General features: G+C 63.2%; 17 protein-coding genes. 4 read left to right on the forward strand and 13 right to left on the reverse strand.

Translation table 11 applies throughout. From position 1 onward, the window contains the following. Window positions 1–68: 68 nt before the first annotated feature. From dnaG to ybiB, 5 genes are all read right to left on the reverse strand, one after another. Window positions 69–1,865: a DNA primase gene (dnaG, locus tag AC56LY_RS16255; RefSeq protein ID WP_499581190.1), complete on the reverse strand. Its 1,797-nt coding sequence runs from the start codon at window positions 1,863–1,865 to the stop codon at window positions 69–71. A 129-nt stretch (window positions 1,866–1,994) separates the two neighbouring features. Beyond that, complete coding sequence (locus AC56LY_RS16260; RefSeq protein WP_499581192.1) at window positions 1,995–2,444, reverse strand: GatB/YqeY domain-containing protein; 450 nt, start codon at window positions 2,442–2,444, stop codon at window positions 1,995–1,997. A gap of 127 nt (window positions 2,445–2,571) precedes the next feature. Further along, window positions 2,572–2,784 carry a 30S ribosomal protein S21 gene (gene rpsU, locus AC56LY_RS16265; RefSeq protein ID WP_005665410.1) on the reverse strand — a complete coding sequence of 71 codons (213 nt, stop codon included), beginning with the start codon at window positions 2,782–2,784 and terminating at the stop codon, window positions 2,572–2,574. A 95-nt stretch (window positions 2,785–2,879) separates the two neighbouring features. Beyond that, window positions 2,880–4,097 carry a BaiN/RdsA family NAD(P)/FAD-dependent oxidoreductase gene (locus AC56LY_RS16270; RefSeq protein ID WP_499581194.1) on the reverse strand — a complete coding sequence of 406 codons (1,218 nt, stop codon included), beginning with the start codon at window positions 4,095–4,097 and terminating at the stop codon, window positions 2,880–2,882. A gap of 58 nt (window positions 4,098–4,155) precedes the next feature. Beyond that, window positions 4,156–5,133: a DNA-binding protein YbiB gene (ybiB, locus tag AC56LY_RS16275; protein WP_499581196.1), complete on the reverse strand. Its 978-nt coding sequence runs from the start codon at window positions 5,131–5,133 to the stop codon at window positions 4,156–4,158. Window positions 5,134–5,280: 147 nt separating this feature from the next. On the opposite strand from ybiB, the gene AC56LY_RS16280 reads away from it, so the two are divergent. The 3 genes from AC56LY_RS16280 to AC56LY_RS16290 all read left to right on the forward strand — a co-directional run bounded on the left by AC56LY_RS16280 (window position 5,281) and on the right by AC56LY_RS16290 (window position 8,462). Beyond that, on the forward strand, window positions 5,281–6,342 hold the full coding sequence (locus tag AC56LY_RS16280) for a 3-deoxy-7-phosphoheptulonate synthase (RefSeq protein ID WP_499581198.1): 1,062 nt from the start codon (window positions 5,281–5,283) through the stop codon (window positions 6,340–6,342). Window positions 6,343–6,431: 89 nt separating this feature from the next. After that, window positions 6,432–7,472, forward strand: a complete 1,041-nt coding sequence (tsaD, locus tag AC56LY_RS16285; RefSeq protein WP_499581200.1) for a tRNA (adenosine(37)-N6)-threonylcarbamoyltransferase complex transferase subunit TsaD — start codon at window positions 6,432–6,434, stop codon at window positions 7,470–7,472. A 144-nt stretch (window positions 7,473–7,616) separates the two neighbouring features. Beyond that, window positions 7,617–8,462, forward strand: coding sequence for an endonuclease/exonuclease/phosphatase family protein (locus tag AC56LY_RS16290; protein WP_499581202.1), 846 nt, complete (start codon window positions 7,617–7,619; stop codon window positions 8,460–8,462). Here the strand turns inward: AC56LY_RS16290 and AC56LY_RS16295 are convergent. From AC56LY_RS16295 to AC56LY_RS16305, 3 genes are all read right to left on the reverse strand, one after another. Further along, window positions 8,459–9,127, reverse strand: coding sequence for a DsbA family oxidoreductase (locus AC56LY_RS16295; RefSeq protein WP_499581204.1), 669 nt, complete (start codon window positions 9,125–9,127; stop codon window positions 8,459–8,461). The genes AC56LY_RS16290 and AC56LY_RS16295 overlap by 4 nt on opposite strands. 90 nt (window positions 9,128–9,217) lie before the next feature. Further along, window positions 9,218–9,841 (reverse strand): glycerol-3-phosphate 1-O-acyltransferase PlsY, encoded by a 624-nt coding sequence (gene plsY, locus AC56LY_RS16300; protein ID WP_499581206.1) that lies wholly within the window; start codon window positions 9,839–9,841, stop codon window positions 9,218–9,220. 89 nt (window positions 9,842–9,930) lie between these two features. Then, the gene (locus AC56LY_RS16305) at window positions 9,931–10,422 is read right to left on the reverse strand and encodes an aminoacyl-tRNA deacylase (protein WP_499581208.1); all 492 of its coding nucleotides are present in this window, start codon (window positions 10,420–10,422) and stop codon (window positions 9,931–9,933) included. 38 nt (window positions 10,423–10,460) lie between these two features. Here AC56LY_RS16305 and AC56LY_RS16310 point away from each other — a divergent pair, with 38 nt between their 5' ends. Further along, window positions 10,461–11,405 (forward strand): endonuclease/exonuclease/phosphatase family protein, encoded by a 945-nt coding sequence (locus tag AC56LY_RS16310; protein WP_499581209.1) that lies wholly within the window; start codon window positions 10,461–10,463, stop codon window positions 11,403–11,405. A 10-nt stretch (window positions 11,406–11,415) separates the two neighbouring features. Here the strand turns inward: AC56LY_RS16310 and AC56LY_RS16315 are convergent, their stop codons facing one another. From AC56LY_RS16315 to AC56LY_RS16335, 5 genes are all read right to left on the reverse strand, one after another. Then, window positions 11,416–13,578, reverse strand: a complete 2,163-nt coding sequence (locus tag AC56LY_RS16315; protein WP_499581211.1) for a putative bifunctional diguanylate cyclase/phosphodiesterase — start codon at window positions 13,576–13,578, stop codon at window positions 11,416–11,418. 204 nt (window positions 13,579–13,782) lie between these two features. Then, window positions 13,783–14,016, reverse strand: coding sequence for a hypothetical protein (locus AC56LY_RS16320; protein WP_499581213.1), 234 nt, complete (start codon window positions 14,014–14,016; stop codon window positions 13,783–13,785). 85 nt (window positions 14,017–14,101) lie between these two features. Then, a complete protein-coding gene (gene xerD / locus AC56LY_RS16325) occupies window positions 14,102–15,004 on the reverse strand; it encodes a site-specific tyrosine recombinase XerD (RefSeq protein ID WP_499581215.1) in 903 nt (300 codons plus the stop codon). Beyond that, window positions 14,977–15,501, reverse strand: coding sequence for a methylated-DNA--[protein]-cysteine S-methyltransferase (locus AC56LY_RS16330; RefSeq protein WP_499581217.1), 525 nt, complete (start codon window positions 15,499–15,501; stop codon window positions 14,977–14,979). The genes xerD and AC56LY_RS16330 overlap by 28 nt, the downstream gene beginning before the upstream one ends. A 416-nt stretch (window positions 15,502–15,917) precedes the next feature. Further along, the gene (locus AC56LY_RS16335; RefSeq protein WP_499581219.1) at window positions 15,918–16,919 is read right to left on the reverse strand and encodes a TRAP transporter substrate-binding protein; all 1,002 of its coding nucleotides are present in this window, start codon (window positions 16,917–16,919) and stop codon (window positions 15,918–15,920) included. Between the last annotated feature and the right edge of the window lie 99 nt (window positions 16,920–17,018).

A 17,018-nucleotide genomic window follows, 5' to 3' on the forward strand; every position in this document is an offset into this window, starting at 1 on the left:
TTATTATAGCACGCACCCTTTCTTTTTCCAGTCGTGAACGCCTTGGCCCACGGGGAGAAAGCCAGTGTTCATCGGGGTGCCATCGCCGCGGTGGCTTCACGTTCCAGAAGGTCCAGCTGGGCAGTAATCTCGCGATAGCGAGTACTGACCTGATCTGGGGTCAAGCCGGCAGAAAACAACTGGTTCAATTCTTCTCGTAACGAATCCATCTTGATTTGGCGTACTGAACTGAGCAGAACGATGCGGTCGCCATCGACCTCGTTTTCGGGTTCGGCGGCGATTTCGGCAATCATGCCATCATACTCGTTAGTGACTTCATGCAACTGTTGTGACAGTGCGGCAAACGTGCCGTGCTGGCCCAGGGCCTGCGCGGTGTCGATCAGATGCCGCAGGCGATCGGCGCCCTCTTCGCCGAAATAGTCGAACGCGCTCAGCGCGACCTCGTCCAGTTCCAGCGCCAGATGCGGATGCGCAACCAGGATGCGCAGCATCTTGCGCTCCAGGCCCACTGGTTCGGGCCGGCCCTGGCGCGGTGGCGCGCGGCGCGCGGTGGCCACTGGCTTGGACAACTCGAACAGGCTTTCGATCTCCGCCGGCGTCGATTGCGTCATGCTGGCCAGACCGCGCACGATCTGCAGACGCAGACTCGACGGCGTCATCGATTGCAACAGCGGCTTGGCGTCGAACTGCGACTTGGCGCGGCCTTCGGGTGTATCGAGGTCGTGCTCTTGCGTGACTTCGCGCAGCAGGAATTGCGACAGCGGCATCGCATCGGCAATTTCTTGCTCGAATGCTTCGGCGCCGCGCTCGCGCACGAAGCTGTCGGGGTCATGCTCTTGCGGCAGGAACAGGAACTTGATGGTCTTGTTGTCGCTCACTTGCGGCAGGCACGCTTCCAGCGCGCGGCGCGCGGCCTTGCGGCCGGCCTTGTCGCCGTCGAAACTGAAGATCACGTCGTCGGTCTGGCGCAGCAGCTTTTGCACGTGGGTACTGGTGCAGGCGGTGCCGAGCGTGGCCACCGCTTGCGGAAAGCCCAATTGTGCCAGCGCGACGACGTCCATATAGCCTTCCGTCACCAGCACATAGCCGGCGTCGCGGATCGCCTGGCGCGCCTCGAACAGGCCGTACAGCTCCAGGCCTTTCTGGAACAGTGGCGTTTCAGGCGAGTTCAAGTACTTCGGTTCGCCGCTGTCGAGCACGCGGCCGCCAAAGCCGATGACCTGGCCTTTGGTGTTGCGGATCGGGAACATCACGCGTTCGCGGAAGCGGTCGTAGCGCTTGTGGCGGTTGCCCTCTTCATCGACCTTGTCGATCACGAGGCCCGACTCGACCAGCACGTGCGCCTCGTAGTCGGGGAAAACCGCGCGCAGGCTGTCCCAGCCGGCCGGGGCGTAGCCCATGCCGAAGCGGGCGGCCACTTCACCGGTCAGGCCACGGTTCTTCAGATACGCGATGGCGTCCGGCGCTTCGCGCAATTGGGCGCGGTAAAACGCGCACGCCTGCGTCAGCGCATCGGTCAGCGCCAGCGACTGCGCTTGCTGGGCGGCGCGCTGGGCCGGCGGGATCTTGTCGTCTACGTCAGGCACGATCATGCCGACGTTCTGCGCCAGGTCTTTCACCGCATCGACAAAGCCCATGCCCGAGTATTCGATCAGAAAGCCGATCGATGTACCGTGCGCGCCACAGCCGAAGCAGTGATAGAACTGTTTCGTTGGGCTGACCGTGAAGCTGGGGGACTTTTCGTTATGAAATGGGCACAGGCCCATGAAGTTCGCCCCGCCCTTCTTGAGCTGGACGTAGCGGCCCACGATATCGACAATGTCGACCCGGTTGAGCAAATCGGTGATGAAAGTTTGCGGAATCACTTGAGCTTACACAGTGTTTGTCTAGGGCCAGACTATACCGCAGCGCCTGCTGCAAATTGATATGCAACAAGTTGTCGTCCCCGCCCGGGGTGGGCGAAGACGACGCGTTGCAGATGGCGCTTATGGCGTTTATGCGCCAGCCAGGGCTTTCTTGACCAGGCCGGAGACCACGGTCATGTCGGCGCGGCCAGCCAGTTTCGGCTTGAGCACGCCCATCAGCTTGCCCATGTCCTGCGGGCCGGTCGCGCCGGTTTCGGCAACGGCCGCAGCAACTTCGGCGGCGATTTCTTCGTCCGACAGGCCGGCTGGCATGTACGCCGACAGGATGACCATCTCGGCCTTCTCGATGTCGGCCAGGTCGGGACGGTTGCCGGCTTCAAACTGGCTGATCGAATCCTTGCGCTGCTTGATCATCTTTTCGATCACGGCCAGCACCTGGGTATCGTCCAGCTGGGTCTGCTCGTCGAGTTCCTTGCGCTTGACTTCGGAAATGATCAGGCGCACCGCTGCCAGGCGGCCGGTTTCCTTGGCGCGCATGGCGCTTTTCATGTCTTTGGTCAGTTGTTCTTTTAAGCTCATGGGATCTCCGTATTCAAAAGGGTGAAACGACAAAACCCGCTGCGGCGAAACCGAAGCGGGTTTGCGGACTTCAGCGACTCGCCGGGACTGGCAATGCCGTCACCGGGTCTTGGCCGTCTGAACTGTCTTAGTACAGTTTCTTCGGCAGTTGCTGGCTGCGGATGCGCTTGTAGTGACGCTTCACTGCTGCTGCCAGCTTGCGCTTGCGTTCTGCGGTCGGTTTTTCGTAGAACTCGCGTGCGCGCAGTTCCGTCAACAGACCGGTCTTTTCGATGGTGCGTTTGAAGCGACGCATGGCGACTTCGAACGGCTCGTTTTCTTTAAGGCGGATAGTGGTCATGTAAAAATCAAACCGTTGGATTTAGGGAAGAACGAAATTCTAGCATCGTTTGCAGTCGAGTGGAAGCTTTAATCACGAAGTGGTGTTTTCAAGCGTCAACTATTTGCCAGCGCCAGACCGGCTGCCACGCCCGATGCCCAGGCCCACTGGAAGTTGTAACCACCGAGCCAACCGGTCACGTCGACCGTCTCGCCGATGAAGTACAGACCGGGCACCTTGTTGACCATCATCGTCTGCTGCGACAGGCCTTTGGTGTCGACGCCGCCCAGCGTGACCTCGGCCTTGCGATAGCCTTCCGAGCCGGTCGGGACAATGGCCCAGCGGTTGATGGCGTCGCCCAGCGCGCGCAGTTTCGCGTCGGCCATGTCGGCCAGGCGCGCGGTAGCGTCAAAGCCATTGGCCGCGAGCAAGCCTTCGGCCAGGCGCGCGGGCAGCCACTGCGTCAACACATTGCCCAGCTGCTTTTTCTCGGTTTTCTTCAGGCCGATCAGCGTGTCGGCCACGTCCATGTCGGGCAACAGATTCAGCACGATCGGCGTGCCCGGTTGCCAGTAGCTGGAAATCTGCAGGATCGCCGGCCCCGACAGGCCGCGGTGCGTGAACAGCAGGTCTTCGCGGAAGTGGCCACCCCGTGCGCCCTTGCCTTTGCCACTGCCGGTACTGACGTCGACCTCGAGCGCGATGCCCGCCAGCGGCACGAACGGCTCCCAGCTGGGGCCGTCGAAGGTCAGTGGCACCAGACCCGGGCGGGTCTCGATCAGGGGCAGGTCGAATTGCGTGGCGATGCGATAGCCGAGATCAGTCGCGCCGATCTTGGGGATCGACAGGCCGCCCGTGGCAACCACGACACTACCCACCAGCAACTCGCCAGCGTCGGTGTCGACGGCAAAGCCATCCTCGGTCTTGCGCACGCCGGCCACTTTGCACGGCATGCGCCACTCGACGCCGCCCAGGTCGCACTCAGCGCGCAGCATTGCGATGATCTGCTCGGCCGAATCGTTGCAGAACAATTGGCCGCGGTGCTTTTCGTGGTGGGCAATCCGGTATTTCTTGACCAGCGCCAGGAAATCTTGCGCCGTGTAGCGCGACAATGCGCTGCGGCAAAAATGGGGGTTGTTTGACAGGTAATGTTGCGGCCCGGCGTTGACGTTGGTGAAGTTGCAACGCCCACCGCCCGAGATGCGGATCTTTTCGGCCAGCTTGGCCGCGTGGTCGACCAGCACCACGCGCTTGCCGCCCTGCGCCGCGACGGCCGCGCACATCATCCCGGCTGCGCCCGCGCCGATTACCGCCACATCGAATTGATTTGCCATGCCTGCCACCACCTTTGCTCAACCCGCCATTGTATGCGAGTCAGGCACTGGCGAACAGCTACTCGGCCGGCAGGCTGCGGGCGCGGATCTTGCGCGAGACTTCGACGCAATATGCCACCTGCGTGGCAATCGATGGCGGCACCGGCACCTCGCCGCGCAGTGCGGCGGCGATCCAGGCAGCGGTGGTGGCCGCATCGCGGCCGTCGGGCACGATGGCCAGGTCGTCGGTGGGCGCGTCGCGCTCGACCAGCAGGGCGCGCTGGCCGGCGTGGAACCAGTCGATGCGCTGGGCGCGGTGCGGGTGGGCGACGGTTTCGCCCTCGGTGCCGCGCATCAGGAACGCGTCGCCCCGGGTTTCGCTGTCGACGCCTTCGAAGTACTCGCCCAGTGTTGTCAGGTATTCGGGGTGCGTGTACGACACCAGGCGCAGCGCCGGGCCGTCGAAGGGTTGCAGGATCTTGACGATGGTGTGGGTCGAATTGCGCACGCCCAGCACGCGGCGCAGCGCGAGCATGCGCGCCAGTTCCGGGGCCAGATGCTCGATCGGCATGAACGCCACACGGCCATGGACGAATTCGTTGTGCACCTCGGCGCCGGTGGTCGCGTCGGTCACGCCCAGCTCGTGCAGGATTTCTGCCGTGGTGACGCGTCCCGGATCGTTGCTCACGCCATGCACCAGCACCGGCACGCCTTCGCGCGCCAGCAGCAGTGCCAGCAGCGGCGTCAGGTTGGCCAGCTTGCGCGAGCCGTTGTAGGTGGGAATCGATACCGGGGCGAATTCGCCGCGCGGCGCGGGCAGCGGCGTGAACGCGGCGCTCGCTGCATCCATGAAGCCGGCCAGTTCTTCGACCGACTCGCCCTTGATGCGCATGGCAAGCAAAATGGCGCCCAGTTCGAGGTCGGACACGCGGCCTTCGAGGATGGCTGCGTACAGCCGGTGCGCGTCGTCGCGCGTCATGCTGCGCGCCCCTTTCACGCCGCGGCCGATTTCCTTGATGAAAGGGGCTGCGACAAAGCGTTCGATATCGGTAGTCATGACAAAAGGATACACGGGAACGTCGCACTGCGGCAGCACGCACGGGTGCAGAGCGCAGCGAGACGCCGCCATTTGGGGCTGCGCATGTGCACATACAGCAATTTCCGCTTACACTGATCCATCCCCCAGAAGAATATAGATTGCATCATGACCAGTACGCCACAAATCGAAAATACCAACGTCAGCTCGTTCGCCCGCATGCCAACGCCGGTCGAGCTGCATACCACCCTGCCGCTGAACGAACGCGCTTATGCCACCGTGATGCAGGGCCGCGAAACGCTGCGCAATATCCTCGACCGCAAGGACAAGCGCCTGTTCATCGTCGTGGGCCCGTGCTCGATCCATGATCCCGAAGCTGGCCTGGACTATGCGCGCCGCCTCAAGGCACTGCAGGACGAGGTGAGCGAGACGATGGTGCTGGTGATGCGCGTGTACTTTGAAAAGCCGCGCACGACCACCGGCTGGAAGGGCTATATCAATGACCCGTTCATGGACGATTCGTTCCGCGTCGAAGTCGGCATGGAACGGGCGCGCCAGTTCCTGCTGGATGTCTGCGAAATCGGCTTGCCGACCGCGACCGAGGCGCTCGATCCGATCTCGCCGCAATACCTGGGCGACCTGATCGCCTGGACCGCCATCGGCGCGCGCACGACCGAATCGCAGACGCACCGCGAAATGTCGTCCGGCCTGTCGACGCCCGTGGGCTTCAAGAACGGCACCGATGGCGACGTGAGCATTGCGATCAATGCGGTGCTCTCGTCATCCAATCCGCACGCGTTCCTGGGCATCAATGGCCAGGGTTCCGTGTCCATCGTGCGCACCAGCGGCAATGCCTACGGCCACGTCGTGCTGCGCGGCGGTGGCGGCCGGCCGAACTATGATTCGGTCTCGGTGGCCATTGCCGAACAGGCGCTGACCAAGGCCAAGCTGCCGGCCAATCTGGTGGTCGACTGCTCGCACGCCAACAGCTACAAGAAGCCGGAACTGCAACCACTGGTCATGTCCGACGTCATCCAGCAAATCCGTCATGGCAACAAGTCGCTGGTCGGCGTGATGATCGAGTCGAACATCGTCAGCGGCAGCCAGTCGATTCCGAGCGACCTGTCGCAGCTGGTCTATGGCTGCTCGGTCACCGATGGCTGCATCGGCTGGGAAGAAACGGAAACCATGCTGCGCGAAGCGCACAAGGAATTGCTGCAGCGTCCGTAACAAACCGCGCAACATCCGCAGGGTGGGCGGCGGCGCCCTTCGCCCTGCGGTAGAATGCCCGGTTCCGCTCAATCTACCTGGCTTTCCTCATGATCGTTCTCGGCGTCGAATCCTCCTGCGATGAAACCGGCTTTGCTCTGTATGACACCGAGCGCGGCCTGCTGTCCCACGCCCTGCACTCGCAGGTCGCGATGCACGAAGAATATGGTGGCGTGGTGCCCGAACTGGCCTCGCGCGACCATATCCGGCGCGCCATTCCGCTGCTGGACGAGGTGCTCAAGCGCGCCAATCTGCCGGCCTCCAATATCGACGCCATCGCCTACACGCAAGGCCCCGGCCTGGCCGGTGCGCTGCTGGTCGGCTCGTCGGTAGCGTGCAGCCTGGCGCTCGCGCTCGACAAGCCGGTGCTGGGCGTGCACCACCTCGAAGGGCACCTGCTCTCGCCGCTGCTCGCATCGGAACGGCCGGACTTCCCGTTCATCGCCCTGCTCGTCTCGGGCGGTCACACGCAGCTGATGCGCGTCGATGGCGTGGGCAGCTACACGCTGCTGGGCGAGACGCTGGACGATGCTGCCGGCGAAGCGTTCGACAAATCGGCCAAGCTGCTGGGCCTGGGATATCCGGGCGGCCCGGCGATTTCGCAACTGGCCGAGCGCGGCGATCCGGCAGCCTACAAGCTGCCGCGGCCGATGTTGCACAGCAAGGACTTCAACTTCAGCTTTTCGGGCCTGAAAACGGCGGTGCTTACCGTCGTCAAGAACCACGAAGAAAAGGTAATTGCGAATATCCCCGAGCAGGACAAGGCCAACATCGCGCGCGGCTTTGTCGACGCGATTGTCGACGTGCTCACCGCCAAGTGCGTGAGCGCGATGAAGCACACGGGTTTGAGCCGGCTGGTGATTGCCGGCGGCGTTGGCGCCAACAAGCAATTGCGCGCGTCGCTCAATGCGGCGGCGGCCAAGCGCAAGTTCAAGGTCTATTATCCGGAGCTGGAATTTTGCACCGACAATGGCGCAATGATCGCGTTTGCCGGCGCGATGCGTCTTGAGCGCAACCCTGCGCTGGCGCAGCGCGATTACGCGTTCAATGTGCGTCCGCGCTGGCCGCTGGATGAGCTCGAAGCGGCCTGAAGTCATCCGAAAACACGGCGGCACATCACGATAAAAAGACTGCCGCCAGCATTGAACTTGCCTCTCTGACACTGATCCTACGGTGTGACCGTTGCCATTAAAACGGTGGCAATATCCGTCGATCAAGTTTTACGGAGGTGAGCAATGCGCGTAGTCAGCTGGAATATTCATTGGGGTTGTGGCAAGGACGGTCGGATCCGCATTCATGCGATGATCGACGTGCTGCGCCGCTTGAACCCCGATGTGATTTGCCTGCAAGAGGTGGCTGCCAATCACCCCGAGCTTGAAGGCAGCGCCAGCGCCAATCAGTTCAAGCAACTCGCCGGTGCCTTCGGCGGCTACCACGCGATGGAGCATGCGCCGAGCGAGATTTACCAGAACAATGTCCCGCGCCTGTTCGGTAACCTGATCCTGTCCAAGTACCGCATTTCGCAGGTGCACCGTCATCTGCTGCCGTGGCCGGCCGACCCGGACCATGCGGCCGGCATGCCGCGCGGCCTGCTCGAAACCGTCGTCGAAGCGCCTGGTGGCAAGCTGCGCCTGCTCACGACGCATCTCGAATATTATTCGCCCGTCCAGCGCATGGCACAGGTCAATCGCATCCGCGAACTGCACGCCGAAGCCAGTGCCCGCGCGCTCTTGTTCCAGCCCGATCCGAATCTCGACGCGCCGTTCCAGCTGGGCTTTCGGCCTGGCTCGGCAATCCTGTGCGGCGATTTCAATTTCGCGCCCGATGCGCCGGATTACGCGGCGCTGCTGGCCGCGCCGGAAGGCAGCGCGCTGGCACTGGTCGATGCCTGGCGCGTCGTGCATGGCGACATGGCGCGCGCGCCGACCACCGGGCTGCACGGGTATCCGTGGCCCGAGCGGCCTGAATGCTACGATTATTTCTTCGTCACCGACGATCTGGCGCCGCGCCTGACTGCCGTTGACGTGCAGTCCGAGACGGCGGCATCGGACCACCAGCCGGTGGTCCTGGATCTGACTTAAACGGCGGCGTCGGCCGGCGTTTCCAGGCCCGGAATCTCGCGCAGCGCGCGCTCGAATACTTCGGGCAGCTGGCCACCGGAAATCAGGTGTTTCTGGTTGATGATCACGGCCGGCACCGACTTGATGCCGGCATTCAGGAAGAACTGCTCGCGCTCGCGCACTTCGTCCTTATACTCGTCCGATGCCAGGATGCGCGCAGCCGTCTCGCGCTCCAGGCCCACGCTCTCGACGGCGCGCAGCAGCACGGCGTGGTTGCTCGGGTCTTCACAGCGGGTGAAATAGGCTTCGAGCAGCGCGACCTTGAGCTGGCGTTGCTTGCCTTCTTCTTCGGCCCACGACAGCAGGCGGTGCGCGTCGAAGGTGTTGTAGATGCGGCCGCGCCGCTCCATGTCGAACGTGAAGCCAACCGCAGCGCCGCGCTCGCGGATCATCTCGCGGCTGGATGCTTGCTGCTCGAGGCTGGCACCATATTTTTCAGTGACGTGCTCGACGATGTCCTGGCCTTCCGGCGGCATGTTCGGGTTCAGCTCGAACGGCTGAAAATGCAGGTCGACGCGCACGTCGTCGCCCACTTTCAACAGTGCCTGTTCGAGGGATTTGAGACCGACTGCGCACCATGGGCACGAGACGTCCGACACGAAATCAATCCTGAGTTGCTTGGTCATGGCGTATTACCTTTCTGTCCGGCGCGGCTGCGGATGTGCCGCTATTGCCGATCATGGTAACGCCTTCGTAAAAACCCCGCGCACGCTGCCTTATTTTGCCTTGCCTGAGCCGGCCGACTTGCTGCCGAGCTTGGATTCCTTGCCTGCGATCAGGTTGCCGATATTGCCGCTGTGGCGCCACACCAGCAGTACGCTCATGACGATCACGGCCAGCAGAATGGCATCGACGCCGAACAGCATGCCGTAGTACAAAGGCGCGAATACCGCTGCCACCAGCGCCGCCAGCGACGAGTAGCGAAATGCGTACGCGATGATCATCCAGGTGGCCAGCGTGGCCAGTCCCAGCCATGGATTGATGCCCAGCAGCACACCCAGCGCGGTGGCCACGCCCTTGCCGCCGACAAAGCGGAAGAACACGGGCCACAGGTGACCGATGAACACGGCGATGGCCACCAGCGCGATGCCGGTCTCATCCAGCCCGAAGTCGTAGCCGTAGCGCATCGCGAGCCAGACGGCCAGCCAACCCTTGGCCGCGTCGCCAACCAGCGTGGCAATCGCCGCCTTCTTGCTGCCGCTGCGCAGCACGTTAGTGGCGCCGGGGTTTTTCGAGCCATACGTGCGCGGGTCGGACAGGCCGAACGCACGGCTCATCACGACGGCAAAGGAAATCGAACCGAGCAGGTAGGCGGCAATGGTGGCAATCAGGGTGTTCATCGTGTCTCTTTCGTGGGCGCCAGTGTCGGGCTCATTTTTCTACCGGAAATTGGTGCGTGAATATACACCATCGGATGCATGCGGCGAAGCTACTCGGCGATGGCGCAGATTACCGGCTGCGCCTGCAGCACATCGACCAGCACGCGCGGATCGATGCCCACCAGATAGCCGCGGCGTCCGCCGTTGATGTAGATCTTGTCGAGCTGCAGGATACTTTCTTCGACATACACCGGCAGCGCCTTGCGGATGCCGAACGGCGATGTTCCACCAACCAGATACCCTGAATGGCGCTGGGCCACATCCGGCTTGCATGGTTCGACCGACTTGCAGGGGATGGCGCGGGCCAGATTCTTGGTCGACACCTTGCAATCGCCGTGCATCAGAACGATCAATGGCCTGGCTGCTTCATCCTGCATGACCAGGGTCTTGATCACGTCATGTTCCGGCACGCCCAGCGCGCTGGACGACACCGAGGTACCGCCGTGTTCCTGGTACGCATAAGGATGCTCGGAAAACACGACGCCATGCTTGCGCAGGAATTGGGTCGCGGGGGTCTCGGAGACGTGCTCTTTCTTGGCCATGCGTGTTACGCTAAAGACGAACAATAGGGGTTTCTATTATGCAGGAAGAACTTCGGTTTGCCACCTTCAACACTTTCAATCTGGCACCGCCTGGCGCACGCTTGTACGACAATCTCGCGCCCACCACGGCCGCCGAATACGAAGCCAAGCTGGACTGGACGGCGCACCAGCTCGACCTGATCAACGCCGACGTGATCGGCTTCCAGGAAATTTTCTCGCAGAGCGTGCTGGCGGAAGTCCTGCGGCGCACGCGGCGCTACCATGACGCGCACCATATCGGCTTCGACCCCGACCCGGGGGCGGCGCGCCTGACGCCCAGCGTGGCCCTGGTCTCGCGCCTGCCGCTGGCCGAGCCGGGCACCGAGCTGGGCAAGTTCCCGGCCAATGTCACGATGCCCGCCGGCAGCCGCGACCCTGACCGCTTCACGCGCGCCCCGCTGCATGCGGGCGTGATCGCGCCGTCGGGAGTGGTGATCGACGTCGTCGTCGTGCACCTCAAGTCGCGCCGCCCCGATTACCGCTCGAGCGACAGCGGGGCCGACCCGCACCTGTATGCGCTGGCGTGCCTGCGCTCGCTGATCCGGCGCGGCACCGAAGCCACCGCGCTGCGCGTGCTGCTGACGGATATGGCGCACACCCACCGTCGCCCGCGCATCGTGCTGGGCGACTTCAATGACGTGGCCGATTCGGTGACGACTGAGATCGTATTGGGCGCGGGCACGCCGCTGCACGAGCGCCTGTACGACGCGAGCCAGGTGCAGCGCAGGCTGGACCACCAGCGCCATGTGGGGTATTCGATTCTGCACGACACGCGCCATTCGACGATCGACCATATCCTGGTGTCGCCCGAATTCAATCCGGCGTTGCCCGATGCGATCGGGGAAGTGATCGATGTCGTGTATCTGAACGATCACCTGAACCTGGGGTTGCCGGAAGCGTCGGACCACGGGCAGGTGCTGGCCAGGATCCGGCTGTTTGCGTAGGCCGGCTGGTTCAGACGCGATGCGGCGTCAAATCCGGCCGGGTACTGGCCGCACTGGCATAGAACCCCTGGTAATCGTCGCAGCCATGCTGGCGCAGAAAGTCGAGCTGCTCGGCAGTTTCCACGCCCTCCCCCACCACGCGTAGTTGCAGGCTGCGCGCCACCGCAATGATGGCCGGCACCATGGCGGCATGCACCGGATCGTGCATCACGTCGCCCACGTAGCTGCGGTCGATCTTCAGTTTGGTCAGTGGAAAGCGCCGCAATGCTTCCAGGCTCGACAGGCCAGTACCGAACCGGTCGACATTGAGCTGTACACCGCGTGCGCGCAGCGCCAGCGCCGTGGCGCGAAACGCCGGTTCGCCCCGGATCAGTGCGTCTTCGGCGATTTCGAGTTCGAGCGCGCCAGGTGGCAGGCCGGCGCTCTCGAGTGCGGCGTCGATTGCCGGCAGCAGGCCGTCATGCGCCAGCTGGACGTCGGACAGATTAACCGCCACCGTGATGGTGGCCCCGGCATGGCGCCATGCGCGTGCGCGCTGGCACGCTGCGCGCAGCACCCATTCGCCGATCGAGACGATCAACCCGGAGTCTTCGGCCACCGGCAGGAATTCATGCGGCAACAACAGCCCCCGTTGCGGATGGCGCCAGCGCAGCAACGCTTCGACCGACGTCACGCGCCCGGTCGCCACTTCGATTTCGGACTGGTATTGCAGCATGAATTCCTTGCTGTCGAGCGCCTGGCGCAGGCGGTTTTCAAGCTCGACGCGCTCGATCATGTGGGCGTTCATGGCTGGGCTGAAAAAACGGAAGGTGCCGCGGCCGTTCTGCTTGGCGTGGTACATCGCCACATCGGCATGGTGCAGCAGGGTTTCGACGTCGGCACCATCGTCGGGACACAGCGCGATGCCGACTGACGCCCACAGCGTTACTTCCTGCCCGCCAATGTGGATGGGCAGCGCCACGGCCTGGGTGACGGCAACGGCCACGTGCGCCGCCTGGTCGGCGCCCTTGATGTCTGACAGCAGCACGACGAACTCGTCGCCGCCCAGGCGGCTGATGGTGTCGACCTGGCGCACGCAGGCACATACCCGTGCGGCCACTTCGCGCAGCACGACGTCGCCGGCCTGGTGGCCATAGGTGTCGTTGATCGCCTTGAATTTGTCGAGGTCGAGGAACATGACGGCGGAGCAGCTGCCCTGGCGCCGCCAGGTGGCCAGCGCCTGGTGCAGCCGGTCCAGGAACAGGATCCGGTTGGGCAGGCCCGTCAGGGCGTCGTGCTCGGCCTGGTGGCGCACCTGTTCCTCGATGCGCTTGCGCTCGCTGATATCGGACAGCATCGCCATATAGCTCGAGACGTCGCCATGGGCATCGCGAATTGCCGTGAGCGTGACGCGTACCGGATAGCGCTGGCCATTGCTGCGCGCGCTGGCCAGCTCGCCTTCCCAGTGATCGGTGCCTTCGAGCTCGGCCCAGATGCGCTCGTAGAAGCCGTCGTCTACGCCCCAGCCGAGGCTGGCCAATGCATGGCCGATGATCTGCTCGGGCGCATGGCCGGTGATGCTGGTGAAGGCGCCATTGACGGCGCGCACGCGGTACTGGGCATCCATCATGATGATGGCGTCGCGCGCATTCTGGAACACTTGCGCGGCCTGCGCGAGACTGGTCTCGGCTTCTTTGCGCGCCGTGATGTCGACCTCCATGCAGAAGATTTCTTCCATCAGGTGGTCGTGCCTGACGGGGTAGTAGCAGGAATACACCCAGTGGCGCCGGCCGGCGGTTGACTGCACCAGCCAGTCGCTCGCCTGCGGCGCCTGGCCGGTACGCCAGATGGTGGCGATCACGTCTTCGAATTCGGTCTGGCGGCCGGGGTGGAAGACCACGTCGCGAAATGCCCGGCCAACGGCATCGGTGGCGCGGATGCCGTAGAGTTCTTCGCTGGCGTGGTTCCAGAAGCGGATGATGCCGGCGCGGTCCATCGAGTGCACGGCAACGACAGGCGCCAGTTCGAGGGCCGTGACGAAATGGTAGAGCCAGCCAAAGGCATGCGGGGTGTCCCCGGCCCCGTCGTACAACGGGTTGAGGGCGGCCGGGCCGGTCTGAGCAGGCAGCGCCTCGTCGCCCCCCGCCTGCCTGGCTGCCGCACGATCCGGGGGGTCTGGCAATAGCTTGCTCATGGCAGCGCCTTTCGCTTGGGCAGTGACAGCAATCAGAAAGACAAGCCTGTCATTGGCATGCTGGAGACACGCTTCGTTTGCGAGGCGGCGCTGCGCGCTGGCAGCGAAGCAATTGCACCCTGCCATCAGATGGGCAGCCAGCTGACCGCTTGTCGCATTCAGATGGCTCAGACTGCAATTACCGCGGTTAGTTCAATGATGAGATCAAGCGGGGCTGGAAGGCAGCGCTGCCGGGGCCACGGCTTCGCTGTCGCTGGTGCTGTCGTTGCTGCTGGTGCTGTCGTTGTCGCTGTCGTTGCTGTTGTCTTGCACGATGACATTGCCGTCAGCATCGAGTTCATTCTTTGGTTCGAGCTTGCGCTTGGCCTTGTCGTCGGCCTTGCGCTTCTTGTCGAGTTCCCGTTGCCGTTTTTCGTATTGAAAATTATTCCGTGCCATAGTCACCTCGATATGATGGGCGGTAGGGGCTACCGTCCTGACCGGCCATTATGGACTACCGCGCCAATCCCGGCTTGCCTTAACGCTAACCGCGGGGGTGGTGTTCGGTGTGCAGGCGCTTGAGTCGTTCGCGCGCCACATGGGTGTAAATCTGCGTGGTCGAGATATCGGCGTGGCCGAGCAGCAGTTGCACCACGCGCAGGTCGGCGCCATGGTTGAGCAGGTGCGTGGCGAACGCGTGGCGCAGCGTGTGCGGCGACAGCGGCCCGGTGATGCCGGCCTTCTTGGCGTGCTTCTTGATCAGGATCCAGAACATCTGGCGCGTCATCGGGCCGCCGCGGCTGGTGACGAACAGGGCGTCGTCCATCTGGCCATTGAGGATGATGCCGCGCGCATCCTTCAGGTAGCGCTCGATCCAGCGCCGCGCCTCTTCGCCGAACGGCACCAGGCGCGTCTTGCTGCCCTTGCCCGTCACGCGCAGCACGCCATCGTTCAGGCTCACTTCAACCAGCTTCAGGGCCACCAGTTCCGACACCCGTAAACCGCTGGCATACATCAGCTCGAGCATCGTGCGTTCGCGCAGGCCCAGTGGCGTGGCCACGTCGGGCGCAGCGAGCAGCGCCTCGACCTGGCTTTCGTTCACCGTGTGGACGAAACGGGTCGGCTGGCGCGCCGATGCCATCTTCAGGCACGGATCGACCTCGATGCGGTTGCGGCGCAGCGCCAGCCCATAAAAGCGCTTGAGCACCGACAGCCGGCGGTTGGCCGTGCTCGGGCGCGAATCGGGATGGCGCTCGGCAAAATAGGCGGCCAGGTCGTCCGCACCGACAGCCAGCAGGCCACGGTCGGGCTGGCGCGCGTGCAGCCAGGTGGCGAACAGGCGCATGTCGCGCCGGTAAGCGTCGAGCGAGTTCTTGGCCAGGCCCTGTTCCAGCCAGAGCGTGTCGCAGAACTCGTCGATCAGGGAAAGATCGACTGTTGTTGCCATGGGCTTGCAGTGGCGCCTTCGTGGCGCAGCAACCAGCGTTTCACCGACAGGTGAAAGCCGTTTTCATCATCCTGGTTGGCAAAACCGCCCAGGCCGCCGGTGGCGGTGACGCGGTGGCACGGAATCACGAGCGGGAACCGGTTGGCGCCGCAAGCCTGGCCCACGGCCCGCGGGGCCGAGCCGATCACGCGCGCCAGGTGCCCGTACGTGCGCACGGCGCCGCGCGGGATCGCGTGGATGTGCTGCCAGACCTTGCGCTGGAATTCGGTACCGGCCTCCAGCAGCGGCAGGTCGAACATAAAATCGGGATCCTGCAGATATCGTGCAACCTGCTGCGCTGCCCTGTCGGCAAGCGCGCTGTCGGCGCTTTTTTCGGCAAACGATGGCGGCAGATAGACCAGCTCGCACACGGTGTCGTTGTCCGTGCGGATGCCCAGCGCGCCGAAGGGCGCCGGCACGATGGCATTGAACAGCAGGGAGGCGCGATCTGGCTTCATGGCGACGGTTGGCAGTGCGCGGCAGCGGGACCATCCCGCTGGCAGGCACTCCGGCATCTTACCCGCCGCAGCGAGTGCGCGGCCAGTCGTTTGGCATCAGGAAACGAAAAACAGGCGAAAAAAAAGCGCACCATCAGGTGCGCTCCAATTCGGGTCACGTCTCCGGTCGTTTGGCAGTGCCAACGACTTCTGTAAAACGTGCTGTCTCCTCGAATATTCTCCGGTACAAGTACCGTTCTTATAGCAATGCTCCCCCAAAACCTGTACTGCTTGTTGCTGGCCCTGCACCGCACCACTTCAGTGCGTATGAGCGCCATGATAACGCAAATGCTTATAGAAAATGTATCTTTTAGGTCACAAAAACAGAAAATTGTTTTACTTATAAACAAAATGCCTTGGTGACCAGGAACGGATGCTCACCGCGCCACTTCGCGCAGGATAGCATGCACGGTCTCCTTGCCGATACGGCTTTCCATCTGGCCGTACACTGGCTGCAGTGCACGGCGCCACTCGGCCTGCTGCTCCGGATTGAGCGTATGGATCACGGTCGTGCCCGACCGGCGGATTTTTTCCATCGACTCGTCATTGGCGCGCTGGGCAATCTGCTTTTCATACACGGTGGCTTCGCGCATCGCGCGCGTCAGAATCGTGCGGGTCGCTGCGGGCAGGCCATCCCAGAACTTCTTGTTGACGATCACGGCGTAACCCAGGTAGCCGTGGTTCGACACGGTCAGGTGTTTTTGCGTTTCGTGCATGCGCTGTGTGTACATGTTCGACGGCGTGTTTTCGGTGCCTTCCACCACGCCATCGCGCAGCGCCGGGGCGGCTTCGGAAAACGCCAGCACCATCGGCTGCGCGCCCAGCGCACGCATCTGCGCGTCGAGCACCATGGACGCCTGGATACGCATGCGCACGCCATCGAAATCCTTCAGCGCGACCAGAGGCTGATTGGCCGACATGACCTTGAAACCGTTGTCCCAGAAGGCCAGGCCGGTGATGCCCTTCGGCTCGAGCTTGCGCAGCAGCTCGCGCCCGATGCGCCCTTCCGTCACCTTGTACAGCGCCGCCTTGTCCGGAAAAATATACGGCAGGTCGAACGCTTCGAATTCACGCACGCCCAGCGGCGAAAACTTGGCCAGCGACGGCGCCAGCATCTGCACGGCGCCCAGTTGCAGCGCCTCGAGCTCTTCGCGGTCCTTGTACAGCTGGCTGTTCGGATAGACTTCCACCCTGACCTGGCCGCGCGTCATTTGCTCGGCCAGTGCCTTGAATCGCTCGGCAGCGCGGCCCTTGGGCGTGTCGGGTGCCACCACGTGACTGAACTTGATCACGATCGGCCCCTGTGCCCAGGCATTCATACTGGCGGCTGCGGCCAACGCGGCGCACAGAGCGCGCATGGCCAGGGAATTGAGTTGCATGACGGTTCGATTCTTCCTGATGAAACGTTACACTGGCAGATACCGCATTGCCCGCCATCGCGACGAGGCCACGATGCGCCCGACAGTGTAACCAAAACA

Source organism: Telluria sp. ZT3P25, assembly GCF_059685895.1.